The sequence below is a fragment of the Shewanella sp. 3_MG-2023 genome (assembly GCF_030548765.1).
Classification (GTDB): Bacteria; Pseudomonadota; Gammaproteobacteria; order Enterobacterales; family Shewanellaceae; genus Shewanella.
On record NZ_JAUOSH010000006.1, the window covers coordinates 115,743 to 131,705 of the forward strand.

General features: G+C 41.6%; 17 protein-coding genes. 5 read left to right on the top strand and 12 right to left on the bottom strand.

Translation table 11 applies throughout. The features are described from left to right. Positions 1-10 precede the first annotated feature (10 nt). The 10 genes from Q4591_RS05235 to Q4591_RS05280 form a co-directional block, all read right to left on the bottom strand. The gene (locus tag Q4591_RS05235; protein ID WP_102439329.1) at positions 11-1,108 is read right to left on the bottom strand and encodes a flagellar basal body P-ring protein FlgI; all 1,098 of its coding nucleotides are present in this window, start codon (positions 1,106-1,108) and stop codon (positions 11-13) included. 10 nt (positions 1,109-1,118) lie between these two features. After that, entirely contained in the window at positions 1,119-1,793 is a 675-nt protein-coding gene (gene flgH, locus Q4591_RS05240; RefSeq protein WP_102439334.1) for a flagellar basal body L-ring protein FlgH, read from the bottom strand. 24 nt (positions 1,794-1,817) lie between these two features. Next, a complete protein-coding gene (flgG, locus tag Q4591_RS05245) occupies positions 1,818-2,606 on the bottom strand; it encodes a flagellar basal-body rod protein FlgG (RefSeq protein ID WP_102439330.1) in 789 nt (262 codons plus the stop codon). Between the two features lie 11 nt (positions 2,607-2,617). Beyond that, positions 2,618-3,361 carry a flagellar basal-body rod protein FlgF gene (flgF, locus tag Q4591_RS05250; protein WP_076540191.1) on the bottom strand — a complete coding sequence of 248 codons (744 nt, stop codon included), beginning with the start codon at positions 3,359-3,361 and terminating at the stop codon, positions 2,618-2,620. 285 nt (positions 3,362-3,646) lie between these two features. Then, on the bottom strand, positions 3,647-5,011 hold the full coding sequence (gene flgE, locus Q4591_RS05255) for a flagellar hook protein FlgE (RefSeq protein ID WP_303459763.1): 1,365 nt from the start codon (positions 5,009-5,011) through the stop codon (positions 3,647-3,649). 75 nt (positions 5,012-5,086) lie between these two features. Beyond that, positions 5,087-5,884 carry a flagellar hook assembly protein FlgD gene (gene flgD, locus Q4591_RS05260; RefSeq protein ID WP_303459765.1) on the bottom strand — a complete coding sequence of 266 codons (798 nt, stop codon included), beginning with the start codon at positions 5,882-5,884 and terminating at the stop codon, positions 5,087-5,089. 24 nt (positions 5,885-5,908) lie between these two features. Continuing rightward, a complete protein-coding gene (flgC, locus tag Q4591_RS05265) occupies positions 5,909-6,325 on the bottom strand; it encodes a flagellar basal body rod protein FlgC (protein WP_102439333.1) in 417 nt (138 codons plus the stop codon). Positions 6,326-6,327: 2 nt separating this feature from the next. Next, the gene (gene flgB, locus Q4591_RS05270) at positions 6,328-6,726 is read right to left on the bottom strand and encodes a flagellar basal body rod protein FlgB (protein WP_076540181.1); all 399 of its coding nucleotides are present in this window, start codon (positions 6,724-6,726) and stop codon (positions 6,328-6,330) included. A gap of 143 nt (positions 6,727-6,869) precedes the next feature. Beyond that, positions 6,870-7,709: a protein-glutamate O-methyltransferase CheR gene (locus Q4591_RS05275; RefSeq protein ID WP_102519869.1), complete on the bottom strand. Its 840-nt coding sequence runs from the start codon at positions 7,707-7,709 to the stop codon at positions 6,870-6,872. Positions 7,710-7,850: 141 nt separating this feature from the next. After that, entirely contained in the window at positions 7,851-8,771 is a 921-nt protein-coding gene (locus Q4591_RS05280) for a chemotaxis protein CheV (RefSeq protein ID WP_102440676.1), read from the bottom strand. 319 nt (positions 8,772-9,090) lie between these two features. Between Q4591_RS05280 and flgA the strand changes: the two genes are divergently transcribed. The 3 genes from flgA to Q4591_RS05295 all read left to right on the top strand — a co-directional run bounded on the left by flgA (position 9,091) and on the right by Q4591_RS05295 (position 10,703). Next, the gene (gene flgA / locus Q4591_RS05285) at positions 9,091-9,798 is read left to right on the top strand and encodes a flagellar basal body P-ring formation chaperone FlgA (protein WP_102440677.1); all 708 of its coding nucleotides are present in this window, start codon (positions 9,091-9,093) and stop codon (positions 9,796-9,798) included. Between the two features lie 72 nt (positions 9,799-9,870). Continuing rightward, on the top strand, positions 9,871-10,203 hold the full coding sequence (flgM, locus tag Q4591_RS05290) for a flagellar biosynthesis anti-sigma factor FlgM (protein ID WP_102440678.1): 333 nt from the start codon (positions 9,871-9,873) through the stop codon (positions 10,201-10,203). A 74-nt stretch (positions 10,204-10,277) separates the two neighbouring features. After that, entirely contained in the window at positions 10,278-10,703 is a 426-nt protein-coding gene (locus Q4591_RS05295) for a flagella synthesis protein FlgN (protein WP_102440679.1), read from the top strand. Between the two features lie 132 nt (positions 10,704-10,835). On the opposite strand, the gene Q4591_RS05300 is transcribed toward Q4591_RS05295, so the two are convergent. After that, complete coding sequence (locus Q4591_RS05300) at positions 10,836-11,291, bottom strand: LPP20 family lipoprotein (RefSeq protein ID WP_102530793.1); 456 nt, start codon at positions 11,289-11,291, stop codon at positions 10,836-10,838. Then, positions 11,288-11,992: a FlgO family outer membrane protein gene (locus tag Q4591_RS05305; RefSeq protein WP_303459768.1), complete on the bottom strand. Its 705-nt coding sequence runs from the start codon at positions 11,990-11,992 to the stop codon at positions 11,288-11,290. The genes Q4591_RS05300 and Q4591_RS05305 overlap by 4 nt, the downstream gene beginning before the upstream one ends. Positions 11,993-12,264: 272 nt before the next feature. Between Q4591_RS05305 and Q4591_RS05310 the strand changes: the two genes are divergently transcribed. Then, positions 12,265-13,455 (top strand): flagellar assembly protein T N-terminal domain-containing protein, encoded by a 1,191-nt coding sequence (locus tag Q4591_RS05310; RefSeq protein ID WP_303459770.1) that lies wholly within the window; start codon positions 12,265-12,267, stop codon positions 13,453-13,455. A 34-nt stretch (positions 13,456-13,489) separates the two neighbouring features. Continuing rightward, on the top strand, positions 13,490-15,958 hold the full coding sequence (locus Q4591_RS05315) for a 6-hydroxymethylpterin diphosphokinase MptE-like protein (protein ID WP_303459774.1): 2,469 nt from the start codon (positions 13,490-13,492) through the stop codon (positions 15,956-15,958). Positions 15,959-15,963 lie beyond the last annotated feature (5 nt).

Genomic DNA, 15,963 nt, shown 5'->3' on the forward strand with positions numbered 1-15,963 from the left:
CCGACAATTTTTAGATGATGATAAGCTCTCCATGCAAAGCGCCTGCCATCTTTAACGCTTCTAATATTGCCAGTACATCTGAAGGGGCAGCGCCCACCAAATTTACCGCTCTGACTAGCTCATCGAGCGAGGTGCCAGGGTCAAATAAAAACATTCGGCTATCGTCTTGGGCAACATCTATGGTGCTATCGGTTGTAACAACCGTTTGACCATCCGAAAACGGATTAGGTTGTGATACTTGGGTCGCTTCAGCAATGGTGACGGTTAAGCCACCATGGGTCACAGCTGCTGGCATTAAGCGTACATTTTGCCCCACCACTATGGTGCCTGTACGCGAATTGACTATCACTTTGGCTGACTCATCGGCCATATCAACTTGAATGTTTTCAAGGGTCGATAAAAATGACACTCTTTGGGATGCATCACGAGGCGCACTCACTTGCACCGAGGTAGCATCAAGCGCCCTTGCCATACCGGGGCCAAGCAAATCATTAATGGCTTGTTCCATGTTTTTGGCGGTTGAAAAATCTGCACGGCGCAAGTTAAAGGTGAGGTGATCGCCACTGGCAAAAGGTGACATCACGCTGCGCTCCACAATAGCGCCGCTAGGAATACGCCCAACGGTAGGAGTATTTTGTATCACCCGTGAACCGTCTTGACCTTCTGCGCTAAAGCCACTGACCACCAAGGTGCCTTGGGCAATGGCGTAAACATTACCATCAACCCCTTTTAAGAAGGTTTGCAGCAAGGTGCCGCCACGTAAGCTTTTTGCTTCACCAATACTTGATACCGTGATGTCAAGATTTTGACCGGGCTTAATAAAGGCAGGCATTTCTGCATGCACGGCTACCACAGCGGCATTTTTGGTTTTAGGGTTAACATTATCGGCTAAATTAATGCCGAAGTTTTTTAGCATGGTTCTAAAGGTTTGTTCGGTATAACGGGTTTTTTCACCTGTGCCGGGTAACCCCACCACTAAGCCATAACCAATTAATTGGTTACTTCGCACCCCTTGGACATTGGCAATATCTTTAATGCGCTGGGCTTGAATTGGCTGTGACAGCAACACCATGCTGAGCAATAATAAAATGAGGGATTTGATTTTCATGGTTAACTCCTTAGAAAGGCCACCATTGGCCCATAAAGAAGGAGCTTAACCAACCCACTTTTTGGACATCGGCAAAAGTGCCGGTACCGCTATATTGAATCCGAGCATTGGCAACACGGGTGGATTCAACGGTATTATCAGGAGTGATATCTTGACTACGTACCATGCCAGTAACGCGAATAAACTCATCACCATTATTAATTGAAATCCACTTTTCGCCGCGAATAACTAAATTGCCATTGTTAAGCACTTGCATGACATTGGCTGAGATGCTGCCGTCTAAACTGTTTGACTGATCGGCATCTGACTCACGCTTGGTATTCATGTCATCTGAATAACGAAAATCTAGCGGTATTCCTTTAATCGACAGATTGCTGCCACCAGCATAAACCGGATCGACGCTTAAATCAGAGCCTCTTTTAATTTCGTTATTGGCACTTTTCTTCGCTTGGGTCGACTCATTAAGCAATACGGTAATAATGTCACCCACTTTGTGGGCACGAATATCCGAGTACAAACTGGATGATTGATGATCCATGTAAATTGAACCCGTTGACACCATTTGGGTTGGCGGCGCTTCTGGGTAAACAGGCGCATAAAATGGATCATCGGCTATGGGTTTTTGCTGAGTTGAGCTGCAACCCAGCATCACAAATGCTGATGCTAAGACTAAAACCTTATTCATCATCCCCTCTCTTATCATCAAAGCTTATAAGTTCTGTGTTACGTAAGACATCATCTGATCAACAGCTGATATCACTTTCGAGTTCATTTCGTAATTACGTTGACTTTGGATCAAGTTAACCAGTTCTTCAGTCACGTTAACGTTTGACGTTTCAAGCGCCCCTTGACGAATAGCCCCTAAACCATCCAATGAAGCCGTGCCCTGAATCGGCGTGCCACTGGCACCGGTTTCGGTGTAAAGGTTTTGCCCTAGTGGGTCTAACCCTGATGGATTAATAAAGTCGCTCATGGCTAACTGACCAATGACGGTATTTTCTGTAGCACCTGAAAGTTTCACTGAAACTTCACCTTCAGATGACACTGTGATTGAAGTGGCATCATCAGGAATGGTGATGGCAGGCTGGATGACATAACCCGAACCTGGGGTCACAATTTGGCCATTTTCATCTAGGCTAAATTGGCCGTTACGGGTATAAGCTGCGGTGCCATCTGGCATTTCAACTTCAAAAAAGCCTGGACCTTCAATCATTAGATCTAAGGCATTGTCTGTGGTTAACATATTGCCTTGGGTAAACATCTTTTGCGTGGCAACCACTTTGGTACCCGCACCGAGGTTTAAGCCATTAGGTAGTTTGGTGTTATCAGCACTGACGCCGCCCGCTTGGTTAACGGTTTGATAAAGCAAATCTTCAAACACTGCGCGGCTTTTTTTATAGCCAATGGTACTGGCGTTGGCCACGTTGTTAGAAATAACCGAAATGTCGGTTTGTTGGGCATCTAGGCCGGTTTTACTGATCCATAAAGCAGGATGCATAATAATTACTCCTAACTAATTCTCATTAAAGCTGACGAGGCGCGATCAAGATCTTCGGCGTTTTTCATCATCTTCACTTGCATTTCGTATTGGCGCTGAATATCAATTAGCGCCACCATTTCAGATACCGCATTGACATTACTGCCTTCAACTGCGCCACTTTCAACTTGAACATTGGGATCATTAGGGATGTTTTGCCCTGTGGTTAAACGAAACAAGCCATCCTCACCGCGCATCATGTCGGCGTTGTTGGGGTTAACCAATTTAATCCGCGCAACTTCTTCGACTATGTCGGCTGTGGCGCCTTGGGGTCTAACCGAGATAATACCGTCAGGGGAGATTTGCACTTTTTCAACCGGCAGTGGCAGCACAATTGGCCCAGCCTCCCCCATAATCGGATTGCCACGCGCATTAGTGAGTAAGCCGGTAGTGTCAAAATTTAGACTGCCTGAACGGGTATAGGCTTCACCGCCATCAGCAGCTTGCACAGCTATCCAGCCTTTATCTTTAACGGCAATATCTAAATCACGACCTGTGGTTTTAAGTGGGCCTGAGTCAAAGTTATGCCCGGGGCTTTCTGTCATTGCAAAAACACGAGTCGGTAAACCTTCGCCAAAAGCTTGCATAGAGCGTGCTTGAACCAAATCAGCTCTAAAGCCGTCAGTATTCACATTAGCTAAATTGTTGGCTCGCACCGCCAAAGCATTCATATTCTGCTTAGCGCCGCTCATGGCAACATAAAGTAATTTGTCCATTTACCGCTCCGTCAAACTTTCTTCATAACAAAAGATATACACAGAACTAGCAATCAACGTGCCAAAAAATTAAGGGTTTGAGTTTTAGATGAAATTTGCAGTTATAAACAGCGGGGAAATTTACAAGATAAGCAATATTGGGCAGGTTAATGGCTGTAGTTACGAGGTGAAGAATGAGGTGAACAATAAGGCAAAGAGTTGCCATGGCGGCAACTCTTTACTAAAGCGCGAGTTTACTAAAGCGCGAGTTTACTAAAGCGCGAGTTTACTAAAGCGCGAGATTAATTAGCGGATCTGCAATACCGTTTGGTTAAGGGTATTGTTCACTTCAAGGGTACGTGAGTTGGCTTGGAAGTTACGTTGAGCTGAAATCAAATCCACCAGCTCGGTGGTTAAATCAACATTTGATTGCTCAAGTGCTGACGAGCGAATACTACCAAAAGTGCCGCTATTGGCCTCACCTGCTAGTGCTGGGCCTGAGTCTAAGCTGGCTTTCCAAGAGGTATTACCTACTTGAGTTAAGCCTTGCTCATTAGAAAAGCGTACTAATGCTACCCGAGCTAATGGCACGGTTGAACCGTTACTGTAACTGGCTGTTACTAAACCGTCATCGCCGACACCGACATTGGTTAAGCGCCCGACTGTGGTGCCATCTTGGGTTAACTCTGTCACTTCAAACGGTGAGGCGTATTGAGTAGGATTATTAAAATCGATGTTCACCTTTTGCGAGCCGTCAGCGCCGGTGCCGATAACACCTGCGCCATTACTACCTAGTTCAACCGTAGACACTACCGCAGGATCAGATCCTGTATAAGTTCCGGCATCATTAAATGTAAGTACCGATCCCTTCCAACCGCCTGCGGTTTCAGCGGTACCAGTTGAATCAGCAATACCATCATCAGTGGTATCTGTTTTATATGTACCACCCGTTGGTGCATCAATATCCACTTGCTTACCATCAACAGCATAAAAGGCAACCCAGTTATTCTCACCAGTATGGGAACCGCCTTCTGGCTTGACAAAATAAGTGGTCATGATGCGGGATTCACCAAGTGAATCATAAATCGTCACTGAGGTTGAGTTATTAAATGTATCAGGGTCTTCTGGATCAAACTTTGCGGGATCAAGTTCTTCATCACCAACATTGAGGTTCATTTGAAAACCCACATTACCAGTTTTCACAGGGCTACCTGCAGTATCGGGGATTTTAATCGGTTGAGTGGTGGTTAAACTGACCGAGGTCGAATTACCTTTATCATCCACAGGGAAACCCTGTAAATAGTTACCGGCTGAATCTGTCATAAAACTTTCTGAGTTTACTTTAAATGCACCTGCACGGGTGAATGCATGATCTTGGCTGCCCGCTTCAGATGAAGTAACAAAGAAACCACCGCCACTAATAGCCATATCTAAGGAGTTGTTGGTAAACAGTAAGCTACCTTGCTGAAACTGTTGCGCTACGTGAGTTGTGGTTGCGCCGCCGCCCACTGCGGTATTACCATTTGAAAAAATTGAATTAGCATAAACATCGGCAAATTCAGCGCGAGACTCTTTAAAACCAATGGTATTGACGTTGGCAATGTTATTAGCCGTGGTGTTGAGATCTTTTTGAGCAGCTGCGATACCACTCAATGCAATATTAAACGACATAAATCACCTCTTAGCGCTTTAAATTAGGTTCTGTGTGGCTGCCAGATTTCTGGCAGCTTATTATTGTTTGTGTTATTAACTTTCTGCCACTGCCAGTACATCAGACAATTGAATACCACCTAGGCCTCTGAGGTTAAGGATCGGACCGCTGGCGACACTGCCTAAAGACACACTAGTGACATGGGCATAAGTTGAAACCGCTAAATCTTCGGCGTTGCCATCAACTTTACCGTTAGCTTTAATGGCATACATGCCTTCTTCTACGGGTTCGCCATCTTTATCAAGGCCATCCCAGCTGACATCAATGTTGCCGCCTGCAGAGCCATCAACCTCAAAGGTTTTAACCACTTGGCCTGACTCGTCTTCAATGGTGACGGTAATGGTATCGATTGGCTGTGGCGTACTAATGACACCGTTAATGACTGGGTTTTCTTCTGAGACATGGCCAATATCTGATGGAATGAGCACCTTTTGCCCCACTAAGCCCGAGGCTTGTAATGCCTGACTTGAGCTCATCACACTGTTCAAATTCAAAATTTCAGCATTTAAGTTGGCAATACCATCAACGGTCGCGAAGGACGCCATTTGTGCGATCATCTGATCGTTTTCAACAGGTTTAAACGGGTCCTGCATTGACAGCTGTTGACTCAAAAGCGCAAAGAAATCCGATTGGGTTAGCTCTTGGCTTTTAGCTTCACCAGTTTCGGTGGTGCTAGCTGATTGCGCAGCAGTTAGGCTATCTAAAAAGCTACTGTCTGATACCTGTGTAGTTTGTGAGTTTGTCGCCACTGAATTAGTGGAGACGGTGGAAGCCGTGGTAGACGTCTGCAACTGCGGTAATGACTGACTACTGTAAGGATTAACGAGGCTCATTGTTTACCTCCAACTAAATTCATATTACTTACCCATACGAAGCGTTTGCTGCAACATTGATTTGGCGGCATCAGCCACTTGAACATTCATTTGATATGACCGAGAAGCAGAAATCATATCGGCCATTTCTTCCATCACATTGACATTGGGTTTATAAATAAACCCATCGTTATCAGCCATTGGATGATTAGGTGAGAATTCTTTTAATAACGGTTTATCGCTTTCTACAACGCCTTTAACACTGACACTATGAGAACTATTTTGCTGATGACTGGCTTTGGCCATTTCAGCCTCAAAAATAGGATGACGAGCTCTATAGGTCTCACCGACACTGCTTGATACTGTGTTGGCATTAGCAATATTACTGGCGGTGGTATTTAAGCGCACCGATTGCGCAGACATACCCGAACCTGACACATTAAAAATATTAAAAAGACTCATAATTAATCACCTCTAATGGCTTTACGCATGCCAGAAAACTTACTTTCAAGAAAGCCCAGTGACATTTGATATTCCAAAGAGTTTTGCATAAATGCAGATTGCTCTTCTTGCATATCCACCGTATTACCGTCACCTGTGTCTGGCTGATTTGGCACCCGAAACTGCACATGCTCTTGGCTTAACGCTTTAAGGTCAAAGTGCTTGTCAGTTGTTTGACTCATTTGCAGCCCTTGCTGATGAGAGCGGGCGCTATTCATGGCAGAGGCAAAGTCTACATCACGGGCTTTGTAACCCGGGGTATTGGCATTGGCGATATTACTAGATAGCACTTCAGCCCTTTGAGCACGTATGCCCAACGAGTATTGATGTACCCCTAAACCATTTTCAAAATTAATCGCCATAAAATTGCCTCCATCAGCTAACTGTCACTAACAAAGCAAACCTTATGCCAAAATATTGCGGTTTTAAGATGAGAAAGGATAAAAATGAAAAATGCCGACGTAAGTCGGCATTTTATTAACTAAAAACATATTAATTCATAAACTTACAATATATTTTTCTTTTGATAGTAAATCCCTGGGTTACAACGCACCATCGTAAATTCATCAGATAAGCCTGAGATAGATTCTGACGCCCCTAAAAATAAAATCCCATTGGGATTAAGGGCGGCAGCAAATTGCCGCAAAATTTTAGCTTTTGCCTCTGGAGAAAAATAAATCAACACATTACGACAAAAGATAATATCGAACTTACCCAATAAGCTATAACTTTCAAGCAGGTTATGACTTCTAAAATTCACTAACCGCTGAACATTATCTTTCACTTTCATATGACCTGACGGCATTGGATCAAAAAATTGTCGCTTTCGCTCATCTGATAGCCCACGGGCTAAGGCTAAGCTGTCATATTCGGCCTTTTTACAACGCGCTAGCATTGAAGGTGATAAATCGGTGGCTTGGATCGTCGCGCTACCAGGCAATGCCCCCGGCTTACGCTGCTGATACTCTAAAATAGTCATTGCCAATGAATAGGGCTCCTGCCCTGACGAGCAAGCGGCTGACCATATTTTTAACGGCCGACCTAAGCGGCTATATTCAGGTAATAAAGCATCATGAAGTAATTCAAACGGGTATTTGTCTCTAAACCACAGAGTTTCATTTGTGGTCATAGCGTCAATCACTTCCGCCCGTAAATGCCGCTCCATTGGCTTCATTGAGCGCTTAACCACTTCCGATAATGAGGGCAAATCATGCTTGCCCATTAAAGGCGCTAAGCGACTTTTTACTAAATATTGCTTGTTGTCACCTAATACAATGCCACTGTGTTGCTCTAAAAAAAGCTTAAACTGATTATATTCTGCTTCAGCAAGTGATTTGTTCGGCACTTTTACATCCTATTTTAAAGAGGCGCTTTACATTGTTTGCAATCTAAAGCCGCCGCTTTGTTTGGTTACCGAGCGCTTGGTAACAAACGTGAAATCTACAACCTATGGTGAATCATCAGCCCTAGGTTTTCGATTGAATTATTATAAAATGAGATGTTTGTTGACCGCTGACGCTAACTCATCGGGATTAAACTTAGCGATAAAGTCGTTTGCGCCGACCTTTTCAACCATGGCCTGATTAAACACGCCACTTAATGAAGTATGCAGCACCACTTTAATATCTTTAAGTTTTGGATCGTCGCGAATTTCCGCCGTTAAGGTATAGCCATCCATTTCTGGCATTTCAATGTCTGAAATAATCAGTGGAATTTCATCGGCAACATTATCCATCTCAGTGGCAATCGCTTTTAATTTCTCTAAGGCATCTTTACCATCAATAGCGGTGTCAATTTGCAGGTTCAATGACGATAATGAACGGATAATTTGCTTACGAGCAACTGCAGAGTCATCAATCACCATAATATGGTAATGCTGCTCTTTATCAATGGTAATAGCATCACTGGCAGCTTGGCTTAATTCCGTTTTTACTGGTGATATTTCATCAAGAATTTTTTCAACATCTAAAATCTCAACCAATTCACCTTCGATTTCGGTTACTGCAGTTAAATAAGAGTTGCGCCCAGCCCCTTGTGGCGGTGGCATAATTGATTCCCAATTCATATTAATAATGCGCTCTACTGAGCTAACCAAAAAGCCCTGAATACTGCGGTTATACTCAGCAATAATGATGAAGCAATTTTCAGTCGATGCCAACGGACGGCCACCGGTTGCCGCACTTAAATCAATCACTGAAATAGTCGAGCCCCGAATGTGAGCAATGCCTTTAATCATTGGGCTTAAACGGGGTAACTTTGTCAGTGGCGGACACTGTAATACTTCTTTTACTTTAAAAACGTTGATACCGAAACGTTGGCGACCATTAAGTTTAAAAAGCAGTAACTCCAGTCTATTTTGGCCTACCAGTTGGGTACGTTTATTAACTGAATCAAGAATGCTCGACATAACCCTGCCTTGTTTTATGAATGCTTTCCCTAGTGGGATTTATTATTAGAGTTCACTGTTAATCAGTGTTTTAAAGCGACAGTAAAACCATTTTCGCAAATTGTAACACAGTAATTTATGCCAATTTGCTGGTTTAGCGCTTAAATTTAGCTATAGGCATAGTTTTTGCTTGATTGTGGTCACATCGCATTTAAGCGACGATTTCAATGAAAAAAGTCAAACTTCTGACAAAGATAACATTGAGAATGTTTAGCCTTATCATTGCTAATTAAAATTGAAGTTTAGAGGTAACCTGGCCAATCAAGCTAGTTAGAATATTATGAAGAAAAACATTCTACTATTGATCATTATTTTTTTATCTTTACCGGTTAACGCCAGTGAAGATGCCACCATAACTTACTCTCTATCGACCATTACTGAATTAGCTAAAGAGGTAGTAGCAAAAAAAATTGCTAAAAAGCCCAATGCGGTGATCAACATTAGCCCGCAAAATCTTGATGGCCGATTAACACCGCCAAGATGTTTGCCACCCATTAGTGTTGAAATGGCCAGTGACCGCGAAATTAGCCGCACCAACACAGTCAAAATTAGCTGTATCAGCCCTGACTATGACTACCCATGGCAAATGTTTATCTCGGTTAAAGTTGAGGTTATGTATCCAGTGGTGACAGCATTGGGAATTATTGAAAAAGGTGAGTTAATCACAGCAGATAATGTGGCAATTAACTATGTTGACCAACACAGTATCCGCGGGCAGTTTTTTTCTGAGATCTCACAATTACTCGGTACCCGCTCAAAAAGGCGTGTGTCAGCTAAAGCGCCTTTGCTAAACAATAATTTATGCTTTGTTTGCAAAGGAGATTCGGTATCTATTTATGCTAAAACAAACGCATTTGAAATAAAAACTGCCGGAGAAGCACTAAGAGATGGTAATATTGGCGATGCTATTAGAGTCAGAAATAGCAATTCTAACAGGCGATTAGATGTCATTGTCACAGGCGTTGGCGAAGTTGAAGTTAGAATGTAAAATATTCTAAAGTTTTTTCTGACAAGGCCGATAACCTGTTTGGAAAACCCTAACATTACGCTGGAGCCTCACATGGCAATTGATATTAACCATCTAAAAACAGCTTCTCATGCTCAGTTGCGCACCAATCGCGACGCAGGAGCAACAACGCAAACAGCTGACTCAGCGGCTAAGACCACGGCTGCCCCAGTAAAAACGGATTCGGTCAGTATTACTGCACAAGCGCAGCAGCTGCAGGGAGTGCAGAGTAATATGGCATCTTTACCAGAAGTTGACCAAAGCAAAGTTGATGCAATTAAATTAGCAATTTCAGAAGGTCGCTACAAAGTCGATCCTGAAAAGTTAGCTGCTAACATTGCTAGCTTTGAAGCTGATCTTGACGGATTAAATTTCGACCAAGAGTAACCTCATCGTTACTCTTGATATTATCGGCCACACATTACTTAACGGGTAATGTGGGTTTTAATAAAGAGTAACTTATGACTGAATTACTACAGCTGTTATCTTTTCAGCACGACACCTTGTCGTCGCTGAAATTACTTGTATCTGAAGAAAAATTAGCCCTTACTGAACGTGACGCAGATAAACTACTGTCACTGGCAAAAGACAAGGTTGACTGCCTAAACAACCTCAAACTTAATGATGAAAAGTTAGCCTCTCACCCAGAAAAAGCATTATTAAACGCTGAGCCAGAACTCATTGTTAAAGTCGAAGAAGCCAAAGCGATTCTAGACGAGTGCAAGGCCATCAATAGTCAAAATGCCAGCTTAATTGAGCTTAATATAGCCAGCCTTAATCGCTTCTCTCAAGCGCTGCAAATGAGCCGTAATGCATCAAGCCTGACCTATAATGACAAAGGCCGAACTTCAACGATTTCCTCTTTAGGGCAAAACCTTAAAGCATAATCGAGGCGGTAATTAACTGCCCTGCGAGTTGCTAGATTGTGTTTTAAAAACCAAAAAACCGCTCAAAGAGCGGTTTTTTTTGTTCTTCAGTTAAGTTAATTTAAATGACTGGATTTAAATAATTAAATTTAACTAAAAGTAAGTCACATGCTTAATCGTTCTAGGCCTATTTTGCTGCTGATATAGGCTCCATACCTGTGAAAAATCCAGTTCTAACTCAGTCACATACATATCACCAGCCGGATAGCTTTTGACCACTTTAGCGCCTTTAATCATGCCCGAGACACTGGCGGTAACGGTTTGCTTATTCAGCAACCAATCATCGACCTGGCTACTGGCATCAATCTGCTGGCCATACACTTGCTCAGCCAGTTCACGATAAGCGGCAATTTTAGACGCTTGCATCGCCATTAACACCTTGTGAGATTGCTCTGTTGCCGGTTGCGTTGCTAACGGCGCATAACCAATAGCGGTTAGTTTAGGAAATTGTTTAGGCGCCTCGGTTTCCCATTGCACATACTTGTCGTTTACCGCACACCCGGACAAGGTGAGTGCTGCTGTCAGGGCTGCAAACAGTATTGCCTTCATTGGTTATCTCCTAAAATAGTCACGCTTGCCATACCTGCATGCTCGTTTCGATACAAGATGCCGTCTTTTGAAATCACCTTATTGGCAGGTGTTAAATAGCCTGGCAGGCTGTGGGTTTTAACAAAGGTTTGTACCGCTGACACTACTCGATTATTGCTATTATTGACAATTCTGGCATTGACCACCACACCCTCTGAGGTAGTGCCCATGGTGGCTACGACCACATGGGATACCGCTAAATCTGTGGCAAGCTGCTTCCAGTCGCGGGTTAAAATAAACTCACCCTCCGCAGTGGCGCGAAGTGAACTAGCCACATTCATATCAACAAGATTAAATTCATTGGCATGAAATGCAGTCAACATGCCTTGCTGCAATTGCTGCCCCAGCAAATTAGTTTGTCCGTAATCATCAAGCATGACAGGTGTGGTGATCAGCAGTGGTTGATCAGCTCGTAAGCTGTCGTTTTGTAGCACTAATTCATTGACAATTTTTTCCGCCAAGCGGTTAACCCCAGCTTTGGGCGCTATGCCTGACTGCTGAATATCGTAGTGAATAACATGATCCGTTTTGGGCTCAGACTCATACCAAAAATTCATCTCATAGCCTTCATTGACATAAGATAAATCATCATACTCTGTCGGTTGTGAGCCAGCACAAGCTGTCATCAACATCATGATTGGAAGTAAACCAATTCGGCGCATATTGCATTCCTGTATTTAACTCAAGCATTGCTATGGGCTAAGGCGTTTGAGGCCTAAAGGTTAAAAATGAATTCTAAAAACACTATCGGCAATCAGGATAAAAACTTTAGATAATTAATCCCTTTCAGCATTGGCTTAACGACTTATATATTGAAAACCAATAACAGGCACATTCTTTGCATTTATTCTCAAACAATCGCTCCTAGTACTTTAACGCCATAAACTTGGCACTGTATTAGTCGTTCATCGTTATCTTTAAGCAAGTGATTAATATGAAAATATGCAGTAAAACAACCCAGCGACTCTACTCCGCAGCCATATTGCTGTTTGTCAGTATCTTGAGTCTGCCGTTAAAAGCTGAAATTATTGAAGTAACAGGCCATGCGAATATCATCAATGGTAATGTCGACAAAGCCCGTGAAGCGGCAATAAGCCAAGCATTAAGCTATGCCAGCATGCAAGCTGGGGTTGGTGTTAACGTTAATAGCCAATACAGCATGGGTCAGGGGCAGTTAAGCCAAGATGCATTTCAGTTTAGTCATATAGGACAAGACAATAATATTGAACTGGTATCTGAAATGCTCACCAGCACTGACATTACTGTATTACTAAGATTAGATCTTCAAGACGACTCAGCTCAGCAATGCCGAGGTCAGCAATTAAGAGCGGCAATAATGGTGCCTCAGGCCAGTATTCAAGATCGCGCTCAATTACGTTATGGTCAGTTATTAAACTTTACTCAAGCACTATCACAACAGTATGGCGTGCTACTAAATAGTCACTCCCATAATAGCTTTGCCCGCATTCACGCCGATGAAGCACTAGATCACAGCAATGAGTTAATCAATTTTAAAGGTAATCGCATCCCAAGTTGGTTAGGCGAAATCACCGATAGCCAATATATCTTACAACCAGAAATCCTCGATATGTCAACCGAGCCCACCTCAGGATTAATGTTTGGCTTATTTACAAGCTATCCACAAAGACAAATCAGCTTTAAGTTAACTTTGTATCACGCTATTAGCGGTGAAAAAGTCTGGAGTAAAGATTACTCAGCACAGGCGCAGTGGGAGTTTGAACGTGACGAAACCGTATCACCCACCACTAAACGTTTTTGGCGCTCAAGCTATGGCCAAACGGTTAACCAGCTTATGCAGCAAAGCACTGCTGACATTGATAATTTGCTAAATTGTCGCCCACTGCTGGGACAAATTGTGGCTAAACAAGGCAATAGAATAATTATTAACTTAGGCCGTAAGCACCATGTGAGAGCCGGTGATAGCTTTCAAATTGTATTGCAACAAAACATCCCTGACAGAGTGAATTTAATGCGCGCCGTTGCCACACCAAACCGCGCAACAGTCACCATTGATCAAGTATCAGAAGAAAGTGCCACCGCAGTATTACAAGGCATAGACGCAACAGGGAATATTCAAATACAAGATATCGTGATTAAGATTTAAATATATTGAGATGGCTAATACTAAAGGCAAAAATATGGATACACATTCAGTGATTAAAAATCAATTTTCTATCAGCCAGTTTGGTGAGTATTACTTACCCAGTGTAAATCGAAATACATTTGAAAAAATTGACTCAAAAACACTATATAAACAAAAATATAGCAGGGACATTTTTAAAGAGGATACTCTCCATATTATTTTTGGTCTTGATTCAGGCTTATTGGTTAACTATATATTAGAGAATGATAGACCAAGTGGTAGCAAATATATTTTTGTAGAGTTACCTGTAGTCCTAAGTTTACTTAACGTAGATATACCAAAAAATAAAAGTAGCTACATAAAAATATTTAATCTAGAACAATTGTCTGAACACTTAGAATCAAGTCAAGACGATCTCTTTTTAATAAAGAATCAATCAATTATCACGCTTTCTCTTGCAGTCTCATCCGGCATCATTGAAGAATATATTGAATTTTTCAATACAGCACATCGGATAATATCTCAGCATACATCACTGCAGAAAAGTTGTTTTACACAGAAAATATTTGTAACACAACAGCTAAAGAATGTTTGTGATAATCATATCCCTGCATCGATATTAAATAATAAATTTACGGGAAAAATGGCTATCATTGTTGGTGGAGGCCCATCCTTTGATAACCATATAGCTTGGATAAAAAACAACTATCAAGATTTGTTCATTATTGCAGTGTCTCGGATGGCTGCAATACTTTCCAAAGCAGGAATTCCAGCACATATTATTGTTTCTGTTGATCCTCAAGAGCATAGCTTTGAAGTGAACCGAGACATGATGTCGCTTTCCAAAGAAAGTTTATTTATTACTTCTCATCATGTTAATCACCGAATTGTTAGTCAATGGCAAGGGACATCTCTCTATATAGGAGAGGCTTTACCATGGGTAAACGAGCCAAATAATATTCCAACCATTGGACCTACTGTTACTAATAGTGCATTAAGAATTGCCATAGAATATGGTTTTAAAAATATCCTGTTATCTGGAGTTGATTTTTGCCATTCCAATAATGGAATTACTCATGCACAAGGAACTGTTGAGGCTCAAGCTGGCACCAGTAATAGTGCCATTAACGAATGGGTAGAAACCTATGCAGGTGAAATAGCAGAAACACCTATACAGCTGGTTTATGCAGCACAAGCACTCCAGGAAGAAGCTCAATCTTACCCTGATGTTACAATATCTAACCTATCAATAAACGCTGCTCAAGTTGATGGTATCGATTACCAACCGATTGATAGCGTCAAGATTATTCCTGCTAACATAAATCCACAGCAATTGTTAGCTCTGGTGGATGAATTGAGTTCGAGCCAAGCAGAATTCTTTGTGAAAAAACATGATGAACTTTCATCAGCACTTACTGACTTCAAAAGAATAAATTGCCTATGTATTAAAGCTATTGAATTGAACTCAGAGTTAGTAAGTAATAGAAAAACACCAAAGAAACATCAAAAAATAAACGCTAAAATTGAGTCAATTGAAAACACATTAAAAAACAATTTTGCCGAATACACCAATGCTATCAAATTCTATGGTTATTATGAGTTTTCTAAATTTTTAACCACAAAAGATACTGAGGATTGGACTGTTGATCAGATGAATGACATGACTTACCAATATTACAATGCTTTTAAAGTCATTAGTTCTACTTTAATTGGTTCAATTGCTGAATCTATTGATTATGTTGAGTTGAGACTAGAAGAATTAAAAGAAACCGCATCAATTTCATTGCTGCATAAAGGCTGGCTCAAATATAATCAGCCAGGCAGAGTCAATATTTGGCTAGCATCCCAAACTGAAGAGTCTAAAATATCTTATTCAAAGGAGGACACTCATCTAATAGAAGCACTACAAGAAAACTACCATCAACAATTGACGAGTCTATCGCATCCTTACTTTTCAATGCAAAAATCCAATCAATCACTGGTCAATACTCAAACAAAAATATTAGACCTCCAAAAAAATAATAATGCCACAGGCTTAAGAATACTATTGAAGGGTTTAGAGCCCTTAATGAAAGAAAATGAAACGGCGGACAGATTATTCCATTTAGCAGAGCATTATCTTTATATCATCGAAAAACGTTTTGAATTAGCCCTAGAATCAGTACAGAAAATTGCAGATGTTCAGTTAACTGAAATAGAGAGAAAACAAATTCTATTTCTTTCACTGAAGTTGTACGATCTTGATTTAGCAGAGAAAACGCTTAGTGAACTCACACAATATAGCGATGAATATCTACCACAACATGCTCATATTTTATCTTTACAAGGTAATAACCAACAAGCATTAGACATGTATTTGGACTTTTTAGATAAATACCCTACCGATGAGAGCACTTTAATCAAACTTGGTATTTTTCTCGCAGGCCTAGGTGAAATAAACGGAGCCAAATCAGCTTTTGAACAAATACTATCGTTTAATCCTGACAATTTAACTGCATCCAACTATCTAACACAATTAGCCTGATGACA